The organism is Actinomyces slackii (genome assembly GCF_900637295.1).
GTDB lineage: Bacteria > Actinomycetota > Actinomycetes > Actinomycetales > Actinomycetaceae > Actinomyces > Actinomyces slackii.
The window spans coordinates 2,255,076-2,271,762 of the sequence record NZ_LR134363.1; the positions used below are offsets into that span (position 1 = coordinate 2,255,076).

The following is a 16,687-nucleotide window of genomic DNA, read 5'->3' on the forward strand; positions in this document are numbered from 1 at the left end:
ACGAAAGGAGACCAGCGTGCAAGACGAGACATTGATCCGACGGGCACTGTTGACGATTAAGGAACTGAAGAATGAACTCGAAGCGGCGAGGTCTCGGGGCACCGAGCCGATAGTGATCTCAGCGATGGCATGCCACTTTCCGGGTGGGGTCTCCAATCCCGACGAGTACTGGGATCTGGTCGCCTCGGGCAGGGATGCCATCTCACGAGTGCCCGCCAATCGCTGGAGCGCCGAGGCGTATCTGGACACAGATCCGGATGCTCCTGGAAAGACCTACGTCGCCGATGGCGGTTTCCTTGCCGATGATCTCTACCGGTTCGACCCCGCGTTCTTCTCGATCTCGGACGCGGAGACACGCGAGATGGACCCCCAACATCGACTCCTGCTAACGACCAGCTGGGAGGCCTTGGAGTCTGCGGCGCTGCCTTCCGATCGACTACCCGGGCATCGCATCGGCGTGTACGTCGGTGCGACGGCCTCCGAGTACGCCACTTTGCCCCGCAACACGGACATCGGTCCCTATGCGGCCACGGGCTCAGTCATGAGCGTCGCCGTGGGCCGGATTTCACACACCCTGGGCCTGAGCGGTCCGGCGCTGGCCGTCGACACCGCATGCTCGTCGTCGTTGGCGGCGGTCCACTTGGCGGTTGGAGCGTTGCGCAGCGGGCAGATCGATGCGGCCCTCGTGGGCGGGGTCAATGCGCTGCTTTCCCCAGCGCCATTCGTGATGCTCTCGAAGATGCGCGCGCTATCCCCGGATGGCCGATGCAAGGTCTTCGACGAGGCGGCTGACGGCTACGTGAGGTCGGAGGGGTGCGGCATGGTGGTCCTGCGACGACTCAGCGACGCCCAGGCGGACGGATCACCGATCCTCGCGGTCATTCGCGGCACCGCGATCAACCACGATGGGCACAGCAGCGGCGTCACCGTCCCCAACGGAACGGCCCAGCATCGCCTCATCTCTGAGGCGCTCGAATCGGCACAATTGGAGCCCGAGCAGGTCGATTACCTCGAGGCGCATGGCACGGGGACTCCTCTAGGTGACCCGATCGAGGTACGTGCGGCCCTGGAGTCCTACGTGAGCGAGCGCAGGAAGGCCCCGTTATTGGTGGGGTCGGCCAAGTCCGTCGTCGGGCATCTGGAAGCAGCGGCGGGCGTCGCCGGACTGATCAAGGCGGTTCTGTCGTTGCGGCACGCGCAAGTGCCACCGAACGTGCACCTCACGAAACTGAACTCCCGGATTACGGCCGATGTCTCCTCGGTCAGGTTTCCCACGGTCTTGGAGCCCTGGCCGGATACGGCTGTCCGAGCGGCCGGGATCAGTTCCTTTGGGTTCAACGGCACGAATGCCCACATAATCATCACCCAGGCCGACGAGAATGATGCTGCTGCGGCGGACGAGCCCGATCACAGGACCGCCTATCCTCTGGTGATGTCGGCTCGTGCAGATGAACCGCTGGCCGAGAGCATGCGCCGACTCCTCTTATACGTGGAAGCCCAGCCCGAGACCTCGCTGGCGAGCCTGTGTCGAACCATGTGCGAGGGGCGCGTCCAGCACAGGGTCCGGCGGGGATTCTGCGTCAAGTCGATCGACGACGCCGTGCGGCAGCTAACCGATGCCATCGACAGGGGGCGTTTCAGCCGAGGCGCAGGCGGCAACATCGCCATGGTCTTCGGTGGTCACCTTGAGGCGCCCTCGGTCATCTTCGACGAGCTCGCCACTGAATCGGTGTTTGTCGACACCTGGAACCAGGTTGCCCAGTGGTTGGACGCCCATCAGCAGGCGGGCGTCGATGGCTCGTGCGACGAGCTGCTGACGCGGGCGGCGCAGGACTTTGCCGCTCAGTTGGGCGTCGCTCGATTGTGGATATCTTGGGGCATTCGACCCGCAGCCATCCTCGCCGAAGGGGACGGCGACCTCCCCGCAGCCGTGGTGGCTGGCCTGCTCACCGAGGACGAGGCCCTGGCGATTCTTGCCCAGAGGCATGGCCAGGGGCCTGTGGTGGACGTTGAGTTGCGCCCCGCGCAAGTGCGTTTCATATGCGCCGATGGTCGTGCCCAGACCGGCGCAGACTCGTGGAACCAACCATGCCCACCTCTGGACGTCGCAGCTCAGATGACCGCACTTCTCGGACGCGGTTACAGGGCCGTGGTCTACGTGTCCGGCCGCGAACTGGGCGGAGCTGGGACAGACACGGTGGTTGTCGCATCGGTGAGCGAAGCGGAGGGTGCCTGGGAACTGCTGTCCAGTGGTGTCTCGCGCCTGGCCCAGGAGGGGTGGGACATGGACTGGCAGCGGTTCTTCCAGACCGTGCCCGCGCGAATGCTCAATCTGCCGACCTACCCCTTCCAGTACCGGCTCTTCCTCGAGGATCCGGTGGCGGTCGCCGACGGCCAGACCCAGGAGACGGTCCCGGGTTCCCTCGTCGCGTCGCCGCTGCCAACCCGACAGGTCGAGGCTCGCATCAACACTTGGCTGCTTCCCGAGATCGCGGACACCGGTGGCCTGTTCCACATCGGCTACTACACCCGCATGGTCGAGCACGCACTGCGTGAACTGGGCATGGTCGGTGACATGATCGTGGAGGATTTCACGTTCGTGAAGGCGCTCCACATCTCCGGGACGGACGACCGCCTCGTGCAGATGGTGATGGGGAGCCCTGACGACCAAGGCAAACAGCCATTCGAGTTCCACAGTCGAGAGGCGAACGGTGACGTGTGGGAGCTCCACGCCCGCGGTACCGTCCAGGCGCGTCATGTCCCCATGCGTCCGAAGGTCACCAGCGAGGGTCGCCAAGAGATCATGGACCAGTGCCCGCAGACTCTGGAGGGCAGCGACTTCTACCAGGACTACGCTGCTCGTGGATTCGAAGTGGGGGCCTCGGTGAGGCTGGTCAAGGAGGTGCGGATCGGCGCGCGGCAAGCGCTGGCCAGGATCCGCACGCGGGCGTCCGAGGGTGAGGCGGCCGCGCACCTGTCGCCGGGGTTCTTCGATGCCTGTGCACAACTGGCCATGATCGCAGGCAGGGACCAACTGGCCGACGACGACCTTTACATCACTGTGGACATCGCCCACTTCGAGGTTCCCGACCGACGTTGGGGAGAAGAGGTCTGGTGCCATCTGTGGGCCGTCGATGACCAGGAGGCCGGAACCATCTCCGTCAACTTTGACGTGTACGACGGCAGCGGCAACTACGTGACCCGGTGTCAAGGAATGCGGCTGCGTGTTATCCCCAAGGAACTGACCGGCGAGGTCGCGGGGGTGCCTGGTGACGACGGCACCGTCGTGGACGCGAGGGCGGGTGGGCTCAGCTCCGAGGCGGACGAAGAACTGGAGTCGCGGATTCGTGGCCACCTCGTCGCGGCCGTCCAGGACATCCTCGGCAACGGGGACGGCGATGTCCCCCTCGACGTCTCCTTGGCGGAATTGGGATTGGAATCGCTTGCCGCGCTTGAGCTGCGCCGATCCGTCAAGAACGAATTTGGTGTCCAACTCGCGCTGGAACTGCTAATCCAAGGGCCCAGCATCGACGGTCTGGGTGCGTCTATCCTGAGGATCATCAACGGCGCCGATGACAGTCGTTCCAGACATGAAGCGGACGAGCAGGTCTCGTGGCACTCCGGCGAATATTCGACGCAGCCCGGCGATTGGCTGGCCCATGAGCGTCTAAGCGCGGCACCGCGCGCCCGGCTCTTCTGTATTCCCTACGGCATCAAGGGCGCATCGCTGTACGCCTCGTGGAAAAGCCTGTTGCCCGACGACATCGACGTGTGCCCCGTGCAGTTCCCCGGGAAGGAGGGCAGAATCAACGAGCGACCCATCTCCGAGATGGATGAAGCGGTGGGTGCGCTCGAGCAGGTGCTCGCTAGCTACATGGACCGGCCCTTCGCGATCTATGGGCACAGTGTGGGGGCCTTGGTGGCCTTCCGGTTGGCCCATCGTCTTGCCGAGCGATCCGACGGGTTGCTGCGGCACTTGTTCGTGGGGGCATTTTCGTCGCCGTCGATCGGGTCCAACCCCGTCTATGACCGCGTGGTCGAATCCTTCCATGAATTCGGTTTCGACACGCTCCCCGAGGTGGAGGAGTTGATCCAGATGCCGAAGGATCGGTCCCAAGAGTACGAGGACTACATCAGTGAGACCTTCGGAATCGAGGTCAATGACGAGATGCGCTATGCACTAAAACCCGTCGGGTACTCGGACTTCCGGCTTGTGCACACGTATCAGTTCGACCCCGACGAGGAGGGTCTGACGATTCCTATCGCTGGCTACCACGGTCGCAGCGACACGTTCGTGGTCGAGGAGGAGATGCGCGCTTGGGAGGGGTTGACCAGCGGCTCCTTCGCATTGCGCGTGTTCGAGGGCGACCACTTTTTCCTCCACCACGACCAGAGCGAGCAGGAGTTGCTGGACGACCTTCGTGACCGCTTGTACTCAGTCTCGTGAAGGCGGCCCGGCCGCGCCGGACCCCTTTGTCAGCGTCGCGGCGTGAGCGGCGTGCGCGAAATACTTGGGAGCTACCGATACATCGGCGGTGATTCCGGCGACGGTGAATCCCTGATCTCGCTGGGGCGCAGCGTGCCGTCGGGGGAGAGATCGAAGACCCGGTGAGTCCGAGCCGGGACAGCAGGTGACGGTCGTGGCTGACGATGTGGACTGCTTGGGTGTTTTTCGGACTGTGTGTTGTGTTGGTCAGGCTGGCTTCCTGTGGTCCAGGAGGTCTTGTTCCACCTCGTTGGGGGTGCGGTATCCAAGAGAGGAGTGCAGCCGGGCGTGGTTGTAGACCAGCTCGATCCATGAGGCAATATCATTCAAGGCCTTGCCCCGTGTGGGGTACACCATCCGGCGCACCCTCTCATTCCCGGGCGTGGCATTGAAGGACATCGCATGGCTCGGACCCATGCGTTGTCCCAGCACACCCCGGTCCTACCCACCGACAAGCGAATATTGCTGGAATTAAACAAAACCGTATTCCGGTGTGTTCTTGGGTGGATATTGGTGTGGGCGGGGCATAGAATGGGCGCATGCGAGTTGATGTCACGTCGGATGAGCGCGATGTCCTTGTGGGGTGGAAGAAGCGCAATGACACGCTGATCCTGGTCAGATTGAAAGCCGAGGCGATTCTCTACGCGTCCCGTGGCGTTGACGTGGGTGTTATCGCTGAAATGGTCGACCGAGCCGAAAGGACCGTGAAGGAATGGCTCTCGGACTGGCGGCGCACCAGGTTGCATTCCGTCGTGACCGGGCATGCCGGAAATGAGAACTGAGGTGTTTCAGCGTTAATGTCCGCTTTGGGCGGTTGGATCAGACCACATCGGGGTGGTCGTGGTTGGGTTGATTGTCTCGTTGGTTGCGGTGGTAGGCAAGCCGGTCTTGGGCGGCTCGTCTCAGGCCGTCCTGGCGGGCCTGGCGGATGGCCTGGCCGCGACCGGTGTGCTCGTCGTGGGGTGTGACGTAGCCGATGCCGGAGTGCAGACGGGCGGTGTTGTACTCGGTGCGCACAGTGTCGAGCTCGGCTCGAAGGATGGCGGGATCGGTGATGGCCAGCAGGTGAGGCCACTCGTGCTTGAGCGTGCCGTTGAGAGACTCGATCCACGCTTGGTCACTCGGGGTGGCCGGGCGGCCGAAATGCTGGGCGATAGCGACCATGGCCATGAACTTGCGGGTGTTCGCCGAGATCATCTGCGAGCCGTTGTCCGACACCGCCAGCAGGATCGGGGTCAGTTCCTCGTCCCCGTCAGGGTCTGTGGCCTCATCCAGCGCGTCGGCCCGCTCCAGGGCGGCCTCCAGCAGTCCCTCGGCATCCAAGGCCTGTTCAAAAGCCAGCCGGACCTGGGTGTGGGTCTCCTCAGATGAGACGACGTGGGTGATCCACTTGCGTGACACCAGGTCCTCGATAATCAGCACGGTCATGCCGCAGGCGGTGAAATGGGTGGAGTCGTAGATCCAGATCGAGTTGGGGGTGTAGGTCGCCCAATCGGGGAACGGACGACGCCTGGATCCCGACGGTCTCGGCGGGTGACGAAACCTCAGGCCGTGGTCGTTGAGCACCCGGCGCACCGTGGAGGGGCCAACCCAGAACAGCCCGTTATAGGAGCCTCGGTGAGTCAGCCGGCGGTGGGAGAAATCCTTGTCCCCGAAGGCTTCGAAGGCCTCCAAGATCGCCTCGACCTCACAGGGCGTCAGCGCGTTGACCGATGCGCCGGGACGGGCATCGACCAGCCCGGTCTCGGTGTTGACCCGCCACCGGCGCCTCCATCGGCGGGCCCGGCGCACATCCAATCCCAGGACCTCGCAGGTCTTGGATACAGCCCATCCCTGGCCGGTGGCGTAGTCCACCGCCTCCAGCAGTCCCTGCTTGACGCGCGCGTCGACCCGGGCGGGGACCGGGGCCCCGACACTCATTCCGAGCCCCCTTTTTTCTCCAGCACCGTCAGCTTGACCGCTAGTTCCTTAACCGCTTCGCTCAGACGTTCGATCTCGGCGTGAGCCTGCTCCAGTTCCACGTCCCGGGCCGGCTTGCCCCGAGCCCCGGGCTTCGAGGCCGCCAAGGCCGTCAACGCCCCGTCCTTGGCGACCTGTCGCAGGCGAATGATCGTAGACCGGTCCACCTCGGCCTGGCTCGCGGCCTGTGAGATCGTGACCTCACCGCGGACCAGCCGTAGCCAGATCTCGTACTTCGCCGATGGCGACAGCACCTTCTTCGGTCGCCGCTTCCTCGGTACCGAGCTCCCGTTGTTGCTCATCGCGCCCCCTCCTGAAGGCCTCATCAAGACCGTACCGATGTTGCTTGATCCCAGACCCAAAACCGGACACGAACGCTGAAGCAAACCAGAACGCCGGGGCGTGTTGACTGTTCTGTGTAAGCCCCTCTGTTGGAAGGACTGACACACTGATTGAGGGTGACTGATGAGACGACTGCTCCTGCTTCGGGCGCGGAGGTGGCTCGGGCGCTTCGGGACTCCGGGGCCCTGGATGAGCTGTTCGAGCGGATCGAGGACGGCTCTGTGGCGCTTGAGGGGCTGTGATGGCCTGCTGCCTGCTCTGCTTAACTGGCTCTTCGTGTTTAGGGGTGTAGGAGTTTTTTCCTGAATCCTCCGGCGTGGATGAGGCTGCGGGTGGTGTAGTGGGTCAGGTTGCGAAAGCCCAGGGCGATGCCGCGCAGGTGCTCGAGCCTGCCGTTGATAGCCTCGGTGGGGCCGTTGGAGGCGTGGGGGTGGTCGAAGTAGGCCAGGATGTCGTGGCGGCGCTTGCGCAGGGTCCGACCGAGCTCGGCCAGTTCGCCCAGGGCCTGGGGGACACCGGTGCCAAGGGTGTCGATGATCTTGGTCATCAGGGCCTTGCCGGCGGCGGGGGTCTTGGCGCGGTAGGCGGCGATGATCCGCTGATAGGCGCTCCAGGTGGCTTCCACCGCGGCGTGACGCTCATCGGCGAACACGCCCTCGAGGCGATCCCAGGCCTTGTCGGTCAGCAGTCCCGCCCCGGTGCGCAGCAGTCTGCGGGCCTTGTACAGGGGGTCGTTCTTGCGGCCTCGGCGCCCGGTGGTCTGGCGCTGGAGGCGCTGACGCGTGCGATCGAGCTTATCGCCGGCCAGGGCCACCACGTGGAAGGGATCCATGACCTCGGTGGCGTCGGGCAGGGCCTGAGCGGCGGCGCTCTTGAACCCGGTGAAGGCGTCCATGGCCACCACCTCGATTCTGTGGCGGAAGGCCTCGTCCTGTCCTTCGAGCCAGTCCTTGAGGGCCCGCTTGGACCTGCCAGGGACCATGTCCAGCAGCCGAGCGGGACCGGTGCCCGTGCGCACGGGGGTCAGGTCGATAACGACGGTGACATACCTATCGCCCCTGGCGGTGTGGCGCCAGGCGTGCTCATCAACCCCGATGACCTCCACGCCCTCCAGGCGGCCGGGGTCCTCGAGCAGCACCTGCTGGGCCCTGGACAGGATCGAGCTGTTGGCGGTGTGCCAGGCCACCCCCAGAGCCTTGGCGATGCGCGACACGGACATGAACTCCGCCCCCAGGGCTCGCATCCCCCAGTCCACCGCCGACCACGTCAGCCTGGAGCGCTTGGCGGCGACCCGGGCGGCATCCTGCCTCCACACCCGGCGGCACGGCGCGCAGGAAAAGCGCCGCAGGCGCACCACCAGCTGTGTGGGGCGCCACCCCACCGGCAGATGGGCCAGACGACGCGAGACGGTGCCCACAGCCACCCCCTGAGCCCCGCAGACCCGGCAGAAGGGATCCTCCAGGCTGACCGCCAGGCGGCACTCCACCACCGCCCCATCGTCCTGCAGGCGCTGGCCCACCGCCCGCAGGCCCAGGGCCTCCAGCCCCAGGAAAGTGGTCAGATCAGCAGCGGTGAAGGTAGTGTCAGCCATGTCGAGGTCCTCGCAGATGGGTTGTCTAAGCAGCTCCCATCATCAGAGGACCTCGACCCCTACCCCAGCAACGACGCACCCCCACCACACACAATCACACCAATAACCCCCACCTACCACACCCCTAAACACGAAGAGCCGCTTAACTCGTTGGAGGCCGGGCTGCGCGCCGAGCTTGATGACCACCTGGGCTATGCCAAGGGCGAGCCCACGACTGCGGCTCGCGGCAACGCCCGTAACGGCACCACTGCCAAGACCGTGGATTGACAGGTGGGCTCTTTTGAGACCGGTGGTCCCCCGGGATCGGGCCGGGACCTTCACACCGCGCCTGGTGCGTAAGGGCCAGAGGCGCACGGGGCGGGCTGGATGCGTGTGAATCACCAGGCCTGGTTCGCCGGTGGGATTGATAAGTGCGGGATATCTCCCACCACCTGCGCAAGACCCTGGATGTGGACCTGTCCAGTGCGACGATCCCTCGAAGATCACCGACGCGGTGTGCGAGGCGGTCCTGGACTGGCAGCGCCGCCCCTGGAGGCCTACCTGCCCGGTGATCTACCTCGACGCGATCCGCGTCAAGGTCCGCCAGGGCCACCGGGTGATGAGCCGGGCCGCCCATATCGCCATCGGGGTCGACATGGAAGGGATCAAGCACGTCCTGGGGATCTGGGTCCAGGCCGACGAAGGGGCCTCGCTGACGGGCGGCATGTGTGCGCCGACCTGGCCAATAGAGGCGTGGCCGATGCGCCTGATCGTAGAGGGGGCACCTCCCGCTTGAAAGCGAAGCGCGCGGGGGAATGCGATGGGCTGACGGGCCTGCCCGAGGCCATCGAGGCGACCTGGCCCGACTCAGTGGTCCCCACCTGCGTGGTCCACCTGATCCGCTCCTCCATGCGGTTCGTGTCCTACGGGGACCGCAAGAAGGTCGCCGCCGCCCTCAGACCGATCTACACCGCCCCCAGTCAGGAGGCCGCCTGGAAGGCCCTGGAGGACTTCGCATCCAGTCCCCTGGGAGGTAAGTATCCCGAGACCGCAGCGACCTGGGAGAGGGCCTGGGAGCGATTCACGCCGTTCTTGGCCTTCCCCCCAGCCCTGAGACGGGTCATCTACACGACCAACTCCATTGAGTCGCTGAACTACCAGCTGCGCAAGGTCACCAAGTCCCGCGGCCAGTTCCCCAGTGATGAGGCGGCCGTCAAGCTGCTGTGGCTGACCATCTGCGACATCGAGGACAAACGGGCCCACCAGCGAGCCAAGGAGGCCGGCAAGCGCGCCCCCGACAGGCGCGCCAAGGGCCACCTCATCGAGGGCCAGACCACCACCAGCTGGACACAGGCCCTGGCCCAACTCACCACCGCCTACCCCGACCGCATCAACCCCTACCTCTGATCAAACCCGCTTACACAGAAAACTGGGGTGAGTGGTGTTTCTCGGACAGGGGAGGATTTTCATCCTCCTTTGATTCGATAGGATGGAGCCATGTCAAGGGCAAAGTACTCTGATGAGTTCAAGGAACAAGTGGTGCGCGAGGTGATCGAGAAGGAACGGTCGATCGCGTCGGTGGCCGCTTCCTACGAGTTGGTGCCCCAGACGGTGGGCAACTGGGTCGCGAAGCACAGGAAGGAGCACGGCAGCGCTGAGGAAAGAGAAGCGGTTGCCGAAGCCGAGGAGGTAGCCCGCCTGAGGAAACAGGTCCGCGAGCTGCAGCAGGAGAACGAGTTCCTGAAAAAAGCGGCGGCCTTCTTCGCGAAGGAACAGCGGTGAGTCACAAGTATGCGCTCATCAATCGCGAGGAAGGCAACTACCCGATCGTCTCGATGTGCCGGTGGTCGAAGGTCTCCCGTTCGGGCTACTACTCCTGGCGGGACCGGCCACAATCGGCGACCTCAATGAGAAGGGAAGAGCTGACGGCCCTGATCAAGGCCGAGTTCGAGGCCTCGGACGGCACCTACGGGTACCGCAGGATTACCGCCCGTCTGGGGCGCAGAGGCGTGGTGGCGCACCATGACACCGTGCGCTCCATCATGCGCGAGCGCGGCCTGGTGGCCGCTCAGCCTCGCCGAAGGACTCGCACCACCACCCCGGCGGCCGACCTGAAGGAGTGGCCAGACCTGGTGGAGCGCGACTTCACCGCCACGGCGCCAGGAACCAAGTGGGTCGGGGACATCACCTATATCCGCACCTGGGTGGGATTCGTCTACCTGGCCACCGTCCTGGACTGCGCCACGAAGAAGGTCGTGGGCTATGCGATGGCTGATCACATGCGCACTGAGCTTGTCTGCCAGGCTATTGATATGGCGGTGCGCAACTGCCCGCCGGTGACAGGAACGACGATCTTTCACTCCGACCGGGGGTCGCAGTACACCTGTCAGAAATTCGCTGAGCACCTGGGCGCCTATGGTATTCGCTTGTCGGTGGGCAGGACCGGGGTGTGCTGGGACAATGCGTGGGCGGAGTCCTTCAATGCCACGCTCAAGAATGAGAGGGTGCACCGGATGGTGTATCCCACACGGGGCAAGGCCATGAATGATATTGCCTCATGGATCGAGCTGGTCTACAATCACACCCGGCTGCATTCTTCTCTGGGATATCGCACTCCTAACGAGGTGGAGCGCGAGCTCCTGGACCACAAGAAGGCAGCCTGACCAACACAACACACAGGGTGTTATTCATGTGGGGGTTACCAGCCTGTTCTGTAGAGTTCGAGTTTGGTGATCAGGGTGATGATGCTGGGGAGCTCTGCCAGGCGGTGGCGGTAGCCGGTGGATAGGATCTTCCATTTCTTCAGCGTCGCGATGGTGTGCTCGATGGCGGCGCGCGTGGATGACACGGCTCTGTTGAAGTCTTTCTCCCATTCCAGACGATCTCTTCCCGGCGTCTTCTTGATGGGGGTCAGTGCGCCATGAGCGGTGTATGCGGTATCGGCGATCCAATCGGCGCCGGTGAGGATCGTGTCCCAGCCGCACAGGCTCAAGGCGGCGCTGTCGTGACGTGAGCCGGGCACCGGGTCCGAGACCGCCACCAGGGTGGCGTCGGTGGTGGCGGCGACCTGGACATTCAGGCACTGGGCATGGTGCTTGCCCGAGTAGTTGGCCTTCTCGACCTGCCTGCCGGCTGCGGGCCTGTTACCAGTGGGGATCGGCGTGCCATCAACGAGCAGCAGGCTGCCCTGAGCCACTGCCTGGGACAGAGAGATCCCACTCATGGCCAGCACATGGGTCAGCAAGGGGACCATGCGCCTCCAGATCCTGGAGACGGTGGGCTGGGAGACGCCGCACATGTCGGCGGCCAGGGCCTGGGAGATGTTATGGCGCGCCAGAATCAAGGTCAACTCCACCTGCTGCCTGAGCCCCAGGCGGTAGCCCAATAGACTCTGGCCCCGAGATTCGAGCACCTCTTCGATGCGCCCGACAAGCTCATCGATATCCTCATCGCACAGCCCCGTGGTAGACTCGTAATGCATCGGCCGCCTCCCCAAGAGAATCGAGTGTGGTAACCCAATTCTCTCCCGAGACGGCCGATGCACCAACTAACGACACGAACAAACCCCCATGAATAACACCCACAGTCCGAAAAACACCCAGCAGTCCAAACTTGACAGGCTCCCTGGGGTGAGTGGTGTTTTTCGGACAGGGGGAGATTTTCGTCTTCCTTTGATTCGATAGGATGGGACCATGTCAAGGGCGAGGTGACTGTGAGGGGTTCAAGGAACAGGTGGTGCGCGAGGTGATCGACAAGGAGCGGTCGATCGCGTCGGTGGCGGCCTCCTATGGTCTGGTGGCTCAGACGGTGGGTAACTGGGTCGCGAGGCACAGGATGGAGCACGCCACGGATCAGGAGAAGGAAGCGGCAGCGGAGGCGGCTGAGATCACTCGGCTTCGGCGTGAGGTCCGCGAGTTGCGTCAGGAGAACGAGTTCCTGGGAAAAAGCGGCAGCCTTCTTCGCGAAGAACGACCGGTGAGCCAGCGCTACGAGCTCGGGGCCGCGAGGAAGGCAACTACCCGATCTCCTCGATGTGCCGCTGGTCGAGGGTCTCCCGATCGGGTTACTACTTCTGGCGGGACCGGCCGCAATCGGCGACCTCGATGAGAAGGGAAGAGCTGACATCGATGATCAAGGCCGAGTTCGAGGCCTCGGATGGCACTTACGGCTACCGGCGTATTACTGCCCGTCTGGGGCGTCGGGGCGTGGTGACGCACCATGGCACCGTGCGCTGCCTCATGCGTCAGGCCGGTCTGGTGGCCGCGCAACCTCGCCGAAAGGTCCGCACCACCACCCCGGCGGCTGACCTGGAGGGGCGCCCGGATCTGGTGGAGCGGGACTTCACCGCCACAACGCCAGGAACCAAGTGGGTCGGGGACATCACCTATATTCGCACCTGGGTGGGATTCGTCTACCTGGCCACTGTTCTGGACTGCGCCACGAAGAAGGTTGTTGGCTATGCCATGGCTGATCACATGCGCACTGAGCTTGTCTGCCAGGCGATTGATATGGCGGTGCGCAACTGCCCGCCGACGAGAGGAACAACGATCTTCCACTCCGACCGCGGGTCGCAGTACACCTCCGAGAAATTCGCTGAGCACCTGGGCGCCTACGGTATTCGCCTGTCGGTGGGCAGGACCGGGGTGTGCTGGGACAATGCATGGGCGGAGTCCTTCAATGCCACACTCAAGAACGAGAGGGTTCACCGGATGGTGTACCCCACACGGAGCAAGGCCATGAATGATATTGCCTCATGGATCGAGCTGGTCTACAATCACACCCGACTGCATTCCTCTCTGGGATATCGCACCCCTAACGAGGTGGAACGCGAGCTCCTGGACCACAAGAAGGCAGCCTGACCAACACAACACACAGTCCGAAAAACACCCAGCAGTCCACCCTTCGAAGCCTTCGGGGACAAGGATTTCTCCCACCGCCGGCTGGATCACCGAGACCACCACCCCCAGGCACCGGCGCGCTCCGGCCAGGACCAGGAAGGACAAGGACGAGCAGCACAGCCTGGGTGGTTCCCGTAGGCACGCCCCGCCCCCGTGGGACCCCAAGGAAAACCCGAACCAATGGCGGGTGGTGTGGCACTACAGCGCCAAGCGGTTCGCCCGCGACAACCAGGCTCTTAACGCTCAGCGCAACAAGGCGCTGGCTGTCGTGGCGGGCCAGGCCTCAGCGCGCAGGCCCAGGTTCGTCAAGGGCTCCAAGGCGGACCTGGCCCTGGACGAGGACGCCTACCAGCGGGCCCTGAGCGCCGCTGGTCTCAAGGGCTATGTCACGAACATGACCGCCAGCCGGATGGAGGCCAGCGAGGTGGTGGCCTCCTACCAGGCGCTGTGGCATATCGAGCAGACCTGGCGCATGTCCAAGCACGACCTGGCAGCCCGCCCGGTCTTCCACCACCAGATCGACTCCACCAGTGGCCCACCTGACCATGGTCACCGCCTCCCTGGCCATCGCCCGTCACCTCCAGGAGACCACCGGGACCTCGATCAAGAAGATCATCCAGACACTCAAACCGATCCAGACCATCGAGATCCTCATCGCCGGACACCCCTACACCGCCACAGACCCCATCACCCCCCAAGCCCACCAGATCCTCACAGCCCTGACGCCCCAAACCTGAAACGGGACACCAAAGTGTCAGGAGTCAGGTCAAAGCGCAGTCCAGAACAGTGGCCAGGTAGACGAATCCCACCCAGGTGCGAATATAGGTGATGTCCCCGACCCACTTGGTTCCTGGCGTTGTGGCGGTGAAGTCCCGCTCCACCAGATCCGGGCGCCCCTCCAGGTCAGCCGCCGGGGTGGTGGTGCGGACCTTTCGGCGAGGTTGCGCGGCCACCAGACCGGCCTGACGCATGAGGCAGCGCACGGTGCCATGGTGCGTCACCACGCCCCGACGCCCCAGACGGGCAGTAATACGCCGGTAGCCGTAAGTGCCATCCGAGGCCTCGAACTCGGCCTTGATCATCGATGTCAGCTCTTCCCTTCTCATCGAGGTCGCCGATTGCGGCCGGTCCCGCCAGAAGTAGTAACCCGATCGGGAGACCCTCGACCAGCGGCACATCGAGGAGATCGGGTAGTTGCCTTCCTCGCGGCCCCGAGCTCGTAGCGCTGGCTCACCGGTCGTTCTTCGCGAAGAAGGCTGCCGCTTTTTCCCAGGAACTCGTTCTCCTGACGCAACTCGCGGACCTCACGCCGAAGCCGAGTGATCTCAGCCGCCTCCGCTGCCGCTTCCTTCTCCTGATCCGTGGCGTGCTCCATCCTGTGCCTCGCGACCCAGTTACCCACCGTCTGAGCCACCAGACCATAGGAGGCCGCCACCGACGCGATCGACCGCTCCTTGTCGATCACCTCGCGCACCACCTGTTCCTTGAACCCCTCACAGTCACCTCGCCCTTGACATGGTCCCATCCTATCGAATCAAAGGAAGACGAAAATCCTCCCCTGTCCGAAAAACACCACTCACCCCAACGCAGAGCGCAGAGGATGCGATGGGGCAGGAGGATCTCGAAGCGCCGATGAGGCCTGGTGGCCACCATGTCGAGAGTGGCACTGAAGTCGAAAACTCTCAGCCCACCACCGCGCCACGAAGCCGCCCAGACGCCCCGAACCCGACCGAAATCGCCCCGAACCAGCCAATTTCCAACCAAAAACCCACGCCAGAAGCCTCTCATGACGTGGGTTTGAGTACGATGCAATTGGTCGGGCTGGCGGGATTTGAACCCACGACCCCTTGACCCCCAGTCAAGTGCGCTACCAAACTGCGCCACAGCCCGTGTCCTTGCGACCAGCTGACCGCTCGGAACGAGTAGAACCCTAGCCCATGGGCGCCCCCTCGTCGAAATGACACGATGGTGACTCCGCTCACCACCTCCTGGGCCCCATGCTCGCGAGATGCCCGCGAACGCGGGGCCCAGCCCGGCCTCAGCCCATGTCGATCATGAGGTCGGTGACGCGGAAGGAGCCGCTGCCATCGGGGCGCAGCTTCAACCACACCAGGTAGGTCTCCCGACCCGTGCTGGCATCCATCGCCGGGTTCAGCAGGGACTGGGCCGGATCATCGGAGACCACCGGGCACACCACGTCGCCTGGCTGGAGTCCCGGGCTGTGCACCTGGCCGGGGCCCACCGGGTACGACGGCATCGTCCCCGCCTGCGGCCCTGGCATGTAGCAGCCCTTGATCCTGCCGCCAGGCGGGAAGCCGAGCTCGCGCTTGGTCTTCCCCGGCTCCATCGTCGACTGCTCAAGCGATGCCAGCACAGCCTGATCCGCATGCTCGCCGGCGGTGGCGTCATCACCGGAGGCGACGGCGTCGTAGAAGGCCTGGACCTCCTTCAGGCGCGGCATTCTCACCTCGCCATCAGGGGTCTGGTAGAGCACATCGGCGATGTCGTAGCCCGATCCGCTCCACATGGCCGTCACCGTGGCCGACGCGCTGCCCCGGCAGGCGTGGCAGTTCTGATCGCCTGCGATCTGAACACCGGCCAGGGAGAAGATGATCGCCGGACCGACCGGCTGCGGGTCGGTGATGACCTGATCGGGCATGCCTCCCAGGGATGCGATCCTCTCGGGCTCGAGGCCGCCGAGATAGGCATTGTCCTGCCCGTAGACGGTGATCATGCTGTACGCGGTATTGCCCCCGCCGTAGCAGGACAGGGTGACCACCGAGGCGGGCTTTCCGTCCAGCACGGTGGGGGAGGCCGATGAGATCGTGACGGTCGGGGCGACGCCGGCCATCTCCTGCCCGGTGGCGACACCATCGACGAAGGTCGCCTTCACCAGCCCGCTGCCATCCGGCTCCCCGACGGGAGCGCACTGCTCGGGCACACTCAGCGTGGCATCGCTCAGATCCTCCATTCCCGGCGCCGCCGACGCAGTGGCGGCGGCCGTCGGCGGCGCCGAGGCCTCGGGAAGGTCGTCGCCCTGGCGGGTGAGCACCGTGACCTGCCCGCCATGGACGACGACGATCTGCTCACCCGCGGCCGCCCACGAGTCCACCGGGGTGCTCGCCTGCCACACCGTGGAGCCGTCGACGACGTCGATGGCCACGATCCCGTCGGGCTGGGCCATGATGAGCGTGCCGCCCACCGCCAGCCACAGGGGCTGCTCGGCGCCGCCGAGCCTGTTGAGGGCGGCGGCGCCCTCAGGAAGGGGCCTGCTCCACAAGAGTTTCCCGCCCCGGACGCCCGCCAGTGTCCCGCCATCGCTGATCACCCAGGCTGTTGACCGCATGCCCGGCACCCGCATCCCGGCCACGCGTCGAGGAGGCTCAGCCGCGATCGACCAGGCCGGCGCCCCGGGCTCCAGCTCCACGCCCT

Annotated in this window: 15 protein-coding genes, 1 tRNA gene and 1 pseudogene; 8 read left to right on the top strand and 9 right to left on the bottom strand. The window is 64.6% G+C overall.

Translation table 11 applies throughout. The features are described from left to right. Positions 1 to 16 precede the first annotated feature (16 nt). The gene (locus EL266_RS09235) at positions 17 to 4,447 is read left to right on the top strand and encodes a beta-ketoacyl synthase N-terminal-like domain-containing protein (RefSeq protein WP_051281187.1); all 4,431 of its coding nucleotides are present in this window, start codon (positions 17 to 19) and stop codon (positions 4,445 to 4,447) included. Positions 4,448 to 4,693: 246 nt separating this feature from the next. Here the strand turns inward: EL266_RS09235 and EL266_RS09240 are convergent, their stop codons facing one another. Beyond that, positions 4,694 to 4,903 (bottom strand): integrase core domain-containing protein, encoded by a 210-nt coding sequence (locus EL266_RS09240; RefSeq protein WP_331852919.1) that lies wholly within the window; start codon positions 4,901 to 4,903, stop codon positions 4,694 to 4,696. 122 nt (positions 4,904 to 5,025) lie between these two features. On the opposite strand from EL266_RS09240, the gene EL266_RS09245 reads away from it, so the two are divergent. After that, positions 5,026 to 5,268, top strand: a complete 243-nt coding sequence (locus EL266_RS09245) for a helix-turn-helix domain-containing protein (protein ID WP_051281189.1) — start codon at positions 5,026 to 5,028, stop codon at positions 5,266 to 5,268. 37 nt (positions 5,269 to 5,305) lie between these two features. On the opposite strand, the gene EL266_RS09250 is transcribed toward EL266_RS09245, so the two are convergent. Together EL266_RS09250 and EL266_RS09255 are read right to left on the bottom strand one after the other, a co-directional pair. Continuing rightward, positions 5,306 to 6,406, bottom strand: coding sequence for an integrase core domain-containing protein (locus tag EL266_RS09250; RefSeq protein WP_126412293.1), 1,101 nt, complete (start codon positions 6,404 to 6,406; stop codon positions 5,306 to 5,308). Further along, positions 6,403 to 6,747, bottom strand: a complete 345-nt coding sequence (locus EL266_RS09255; RefSeq protein ID WP_126412291.1) for a hypothetical protein — start codon at positions 6,745 to 6,747, stop codon at positions 6,403 to 6,405. The genes EL266_RS09250 and EL266_RS09255 overlap by 4 nt, the downstream gene beginning before the upstream one ends. A gap of 156 nt (positions 6,748 to 6,903) precedes the next feature. On the opposite strand from EL266_RS09255, the gene EL266_RS13890 reads away from it, so the two are divergent. After that, a complete protein-coding gene (locus tag EL266_RS13890) occupies positions 6,904 to 7,029 on the top strand; it encodes a hypothetical protein (RefSeq protein ID WP_269471438.1) in 126 nt (41 codons plus the stop codon). Between the two features lie 38 nt (positions 7,030 to 7,067). On the opposite strand, the gene EL266_RS09260 is transcribed toward EL266_RS13890, so the two are convergent. Beyond that, on the bottom strand, positions 7,068 to 8,378 hold the full coding sequence (locus EL266_RS09260; RefSeq protein ID WP_026426729.1) for an ISL3 family transposase: 1,311 nt from the start codon (positions 8,376 to 8,378) through the stop codon (positions 7,068 to 7,070). Positions 8,379 to 8,525: 147 nt separating this feature from the next. Here EL266_RS09260 and EL266_RS13745 point away from each other — a divergent pair. The 3 genes and pseudogenes from EL266_RS13745 to EL266_RS09275 all read left to right on the top strand — a co-directional run. Next, positions 8,526 to 9,764 (top strand): annotated as a pseudogene (locus EL266_RS13745) (IS256 family transposase); the annotation flags it as partial. Between the two features lie 90 nt (positions 9,765 to 9,854). Then, the gene (locus tag EL266_RS09270) at positions 9,855 to 10,139 is read left to right on the top strand and encodes a transposase (protein WP_026427393.1); all 285 of its coding nucleotides are present in this window, start codon (positions 9,855 to 9,857) and stop codon (positions 10,137 to 10,139) included. After that, entirely contained in the window at positions 10,136 to 11,020 is an 885-nt protein-coding gene (locus tag EL266_RS09275; protein WP_026427392.1) for an IS3 family transposase, read from the top strand. Before EL266_RS09270 ends, EL266_RS09275 begins: the two co-directional genes overlap by 4 nt. A 35-nt stretch (positions 11,021 to 11,055) precedes the next feature. On the opposite strand, the gene EL266_RS09280 is transcribed toward EL266_RS09275, so the two are convergent. Next, complete coding sequence (locus EL266_RS09280) at positions 11,056 to 11,838, bottom strand: transposase family protein (RefSeq protein ID WP_126412096.1); 783 nt, start codon at positions 11,836 to 11,838, stop codon at positions 11,056 to 11,058. Positions 11,839 to 12,041: 203 nt separating this feature from the next. Here EL266_RS09280 and EL266_RS09285 point away from each other — a divergent pair. Together EL266_RS09285 and EL266_RS09290 are read left to right on the top strand one after the other, a co-directional pair. Further along, positions 12,042 to 13,216, top strand: a protein-coding gene (locus EL266_RS09285; protein WP_408608462.1) for an IS3 family transposase whose coding sequence is annotated in 2 segments (ribosomal slippage) — positions 12,042 to 12,375 and positions 12,375 to 13,216 — 1,176 coding nt in all. Because the reading frame shifts where the segments join, the coding sequence is not laid out codon by codon here. 569 nt (positions 13,217 to 13,785) lie between these two features. Continuing rightward, complete coding sequence (locus tag EL266_RS09290; RefSeq protein ID WP_126412299.1) at positions 13,786 to 13,992, top strand: hypothetical protein; 207 nt, start codon at positions 13,786 to 13,788, stop codon at positions 13,990 to 13,992. Between the two features lie 24 nt (positions 13,993 to 14,016). Here EL266_RS09290 and EL266_RS09295 read toward each other — a convergent pair whose 3' ends face one another. From EL266_RS09295 to EL266_RS09310, 4 genes are all read right to left on the bottom strand, one after another. After that, entirely contained in the window at positions 14,017 to 14,361 is a 345-nt protein-coding gene (locus EL266_RS09295) for an IS3 family transposase (protein WP_170175871.1), read from the bottom strand. Beyond that, positions 14,358 to 14,780, bottom strand: a complete 423-nt coding sequence (locus EL266_RS14050; protein ID WP_126412303.1) for a transposase — start codon at positions 14,778 to 14,780, stop codon at positions 14,358 to 14,360. The genes EL266_RS09295 and EL266_RS14050 overlap by 4 nt, the downstream gene beginning before the upstream one ends. A gap of 288 nt (positions 14,781 to 15,068) precedes the next feature. Further along, a tRNA-Pro gene (locus EL266_RS09305) sits at positions 15,069 to 15,145 on the bottom strand. 148 nt (positions 15,146 to 15,293) lie between these two features. Next, positions 15,294 to 16,682 (bottom strand): PQQ-binding-like beta-propeller repeat protein, encoded by a 1,389-nt coding sequence (locus tag EL266_RS09310; protein WP_126412305.1) that lies wholly within the window; start codon positions 16,680 to 16,682, stop codon positions 15,294 to 15,296. Positions 16,683 to 16,687: the final 5 nt, after the last annotated feature.

Coding starts and splice junctions, on each gene's coding strand:
- EL266_RS09240 (WP_331852919.1), bottom strand. CDS start 4,903: ATGGGTCCGAGCCATGCGATGTCCTTCAATGCCACGCCCGGGAATGAG.
- EL266_RS09245 (WP_051281189.1), top strand. CDS start 5,026: ATGCGAGTTGATGTCACGTCGGATGAGCGCGATGTCCTTGTGGGGTGG.
- EL266_RS09250 (WP_126412293.1), bottom strand. CDS start 6,406: ATGAGTGTCGGGGCCCCGGTCCCCGCCCGGGTCGACGCGCGCGTCAAG.
- EL266_RS09255 (WP_126412291.1), bottom strand. CDS start 6,747: ATGAGCAACAACGGGAGCTCGGTACCGAGGAAGCGGCGACCGAAGAAG.
- EL266_RS09260 (WP_026426729.1), bottom strand. CDS start 8,378: ATGGCTGACACTACCTTCACCGCTGCTGATCTGACCACTTTCCTGGGG.
- EL266_RS09270 (WP_026427393.1), top strand. CDS start 9,855: ATGTCAAGGGCAAAGTACTCTGATGAGTTCAAGGAACAAGTGGTGCGC.
- EL266_RS09280 (WP_126412096.1), bottom strand. CDS start 11,838: ATGCATTACGAGTCTACCACGGGGCTGTGCGATGAGGATATCGATGAG.
- EL266_RS09295 (WP_170175871.1), bottom strand. CDS start 14,361: ATGAGAAGGGAAGAGCTGACATCGATGATCAAGGCCGAGTTCGAGGCC.
- EL266_RS14050 (WP_126412303.1), bottom strand. CDS start 14,780: ATGGGACCATGTCAAGGGCGAGGTGACTGTGAGGGGTTCAAGGAACAG.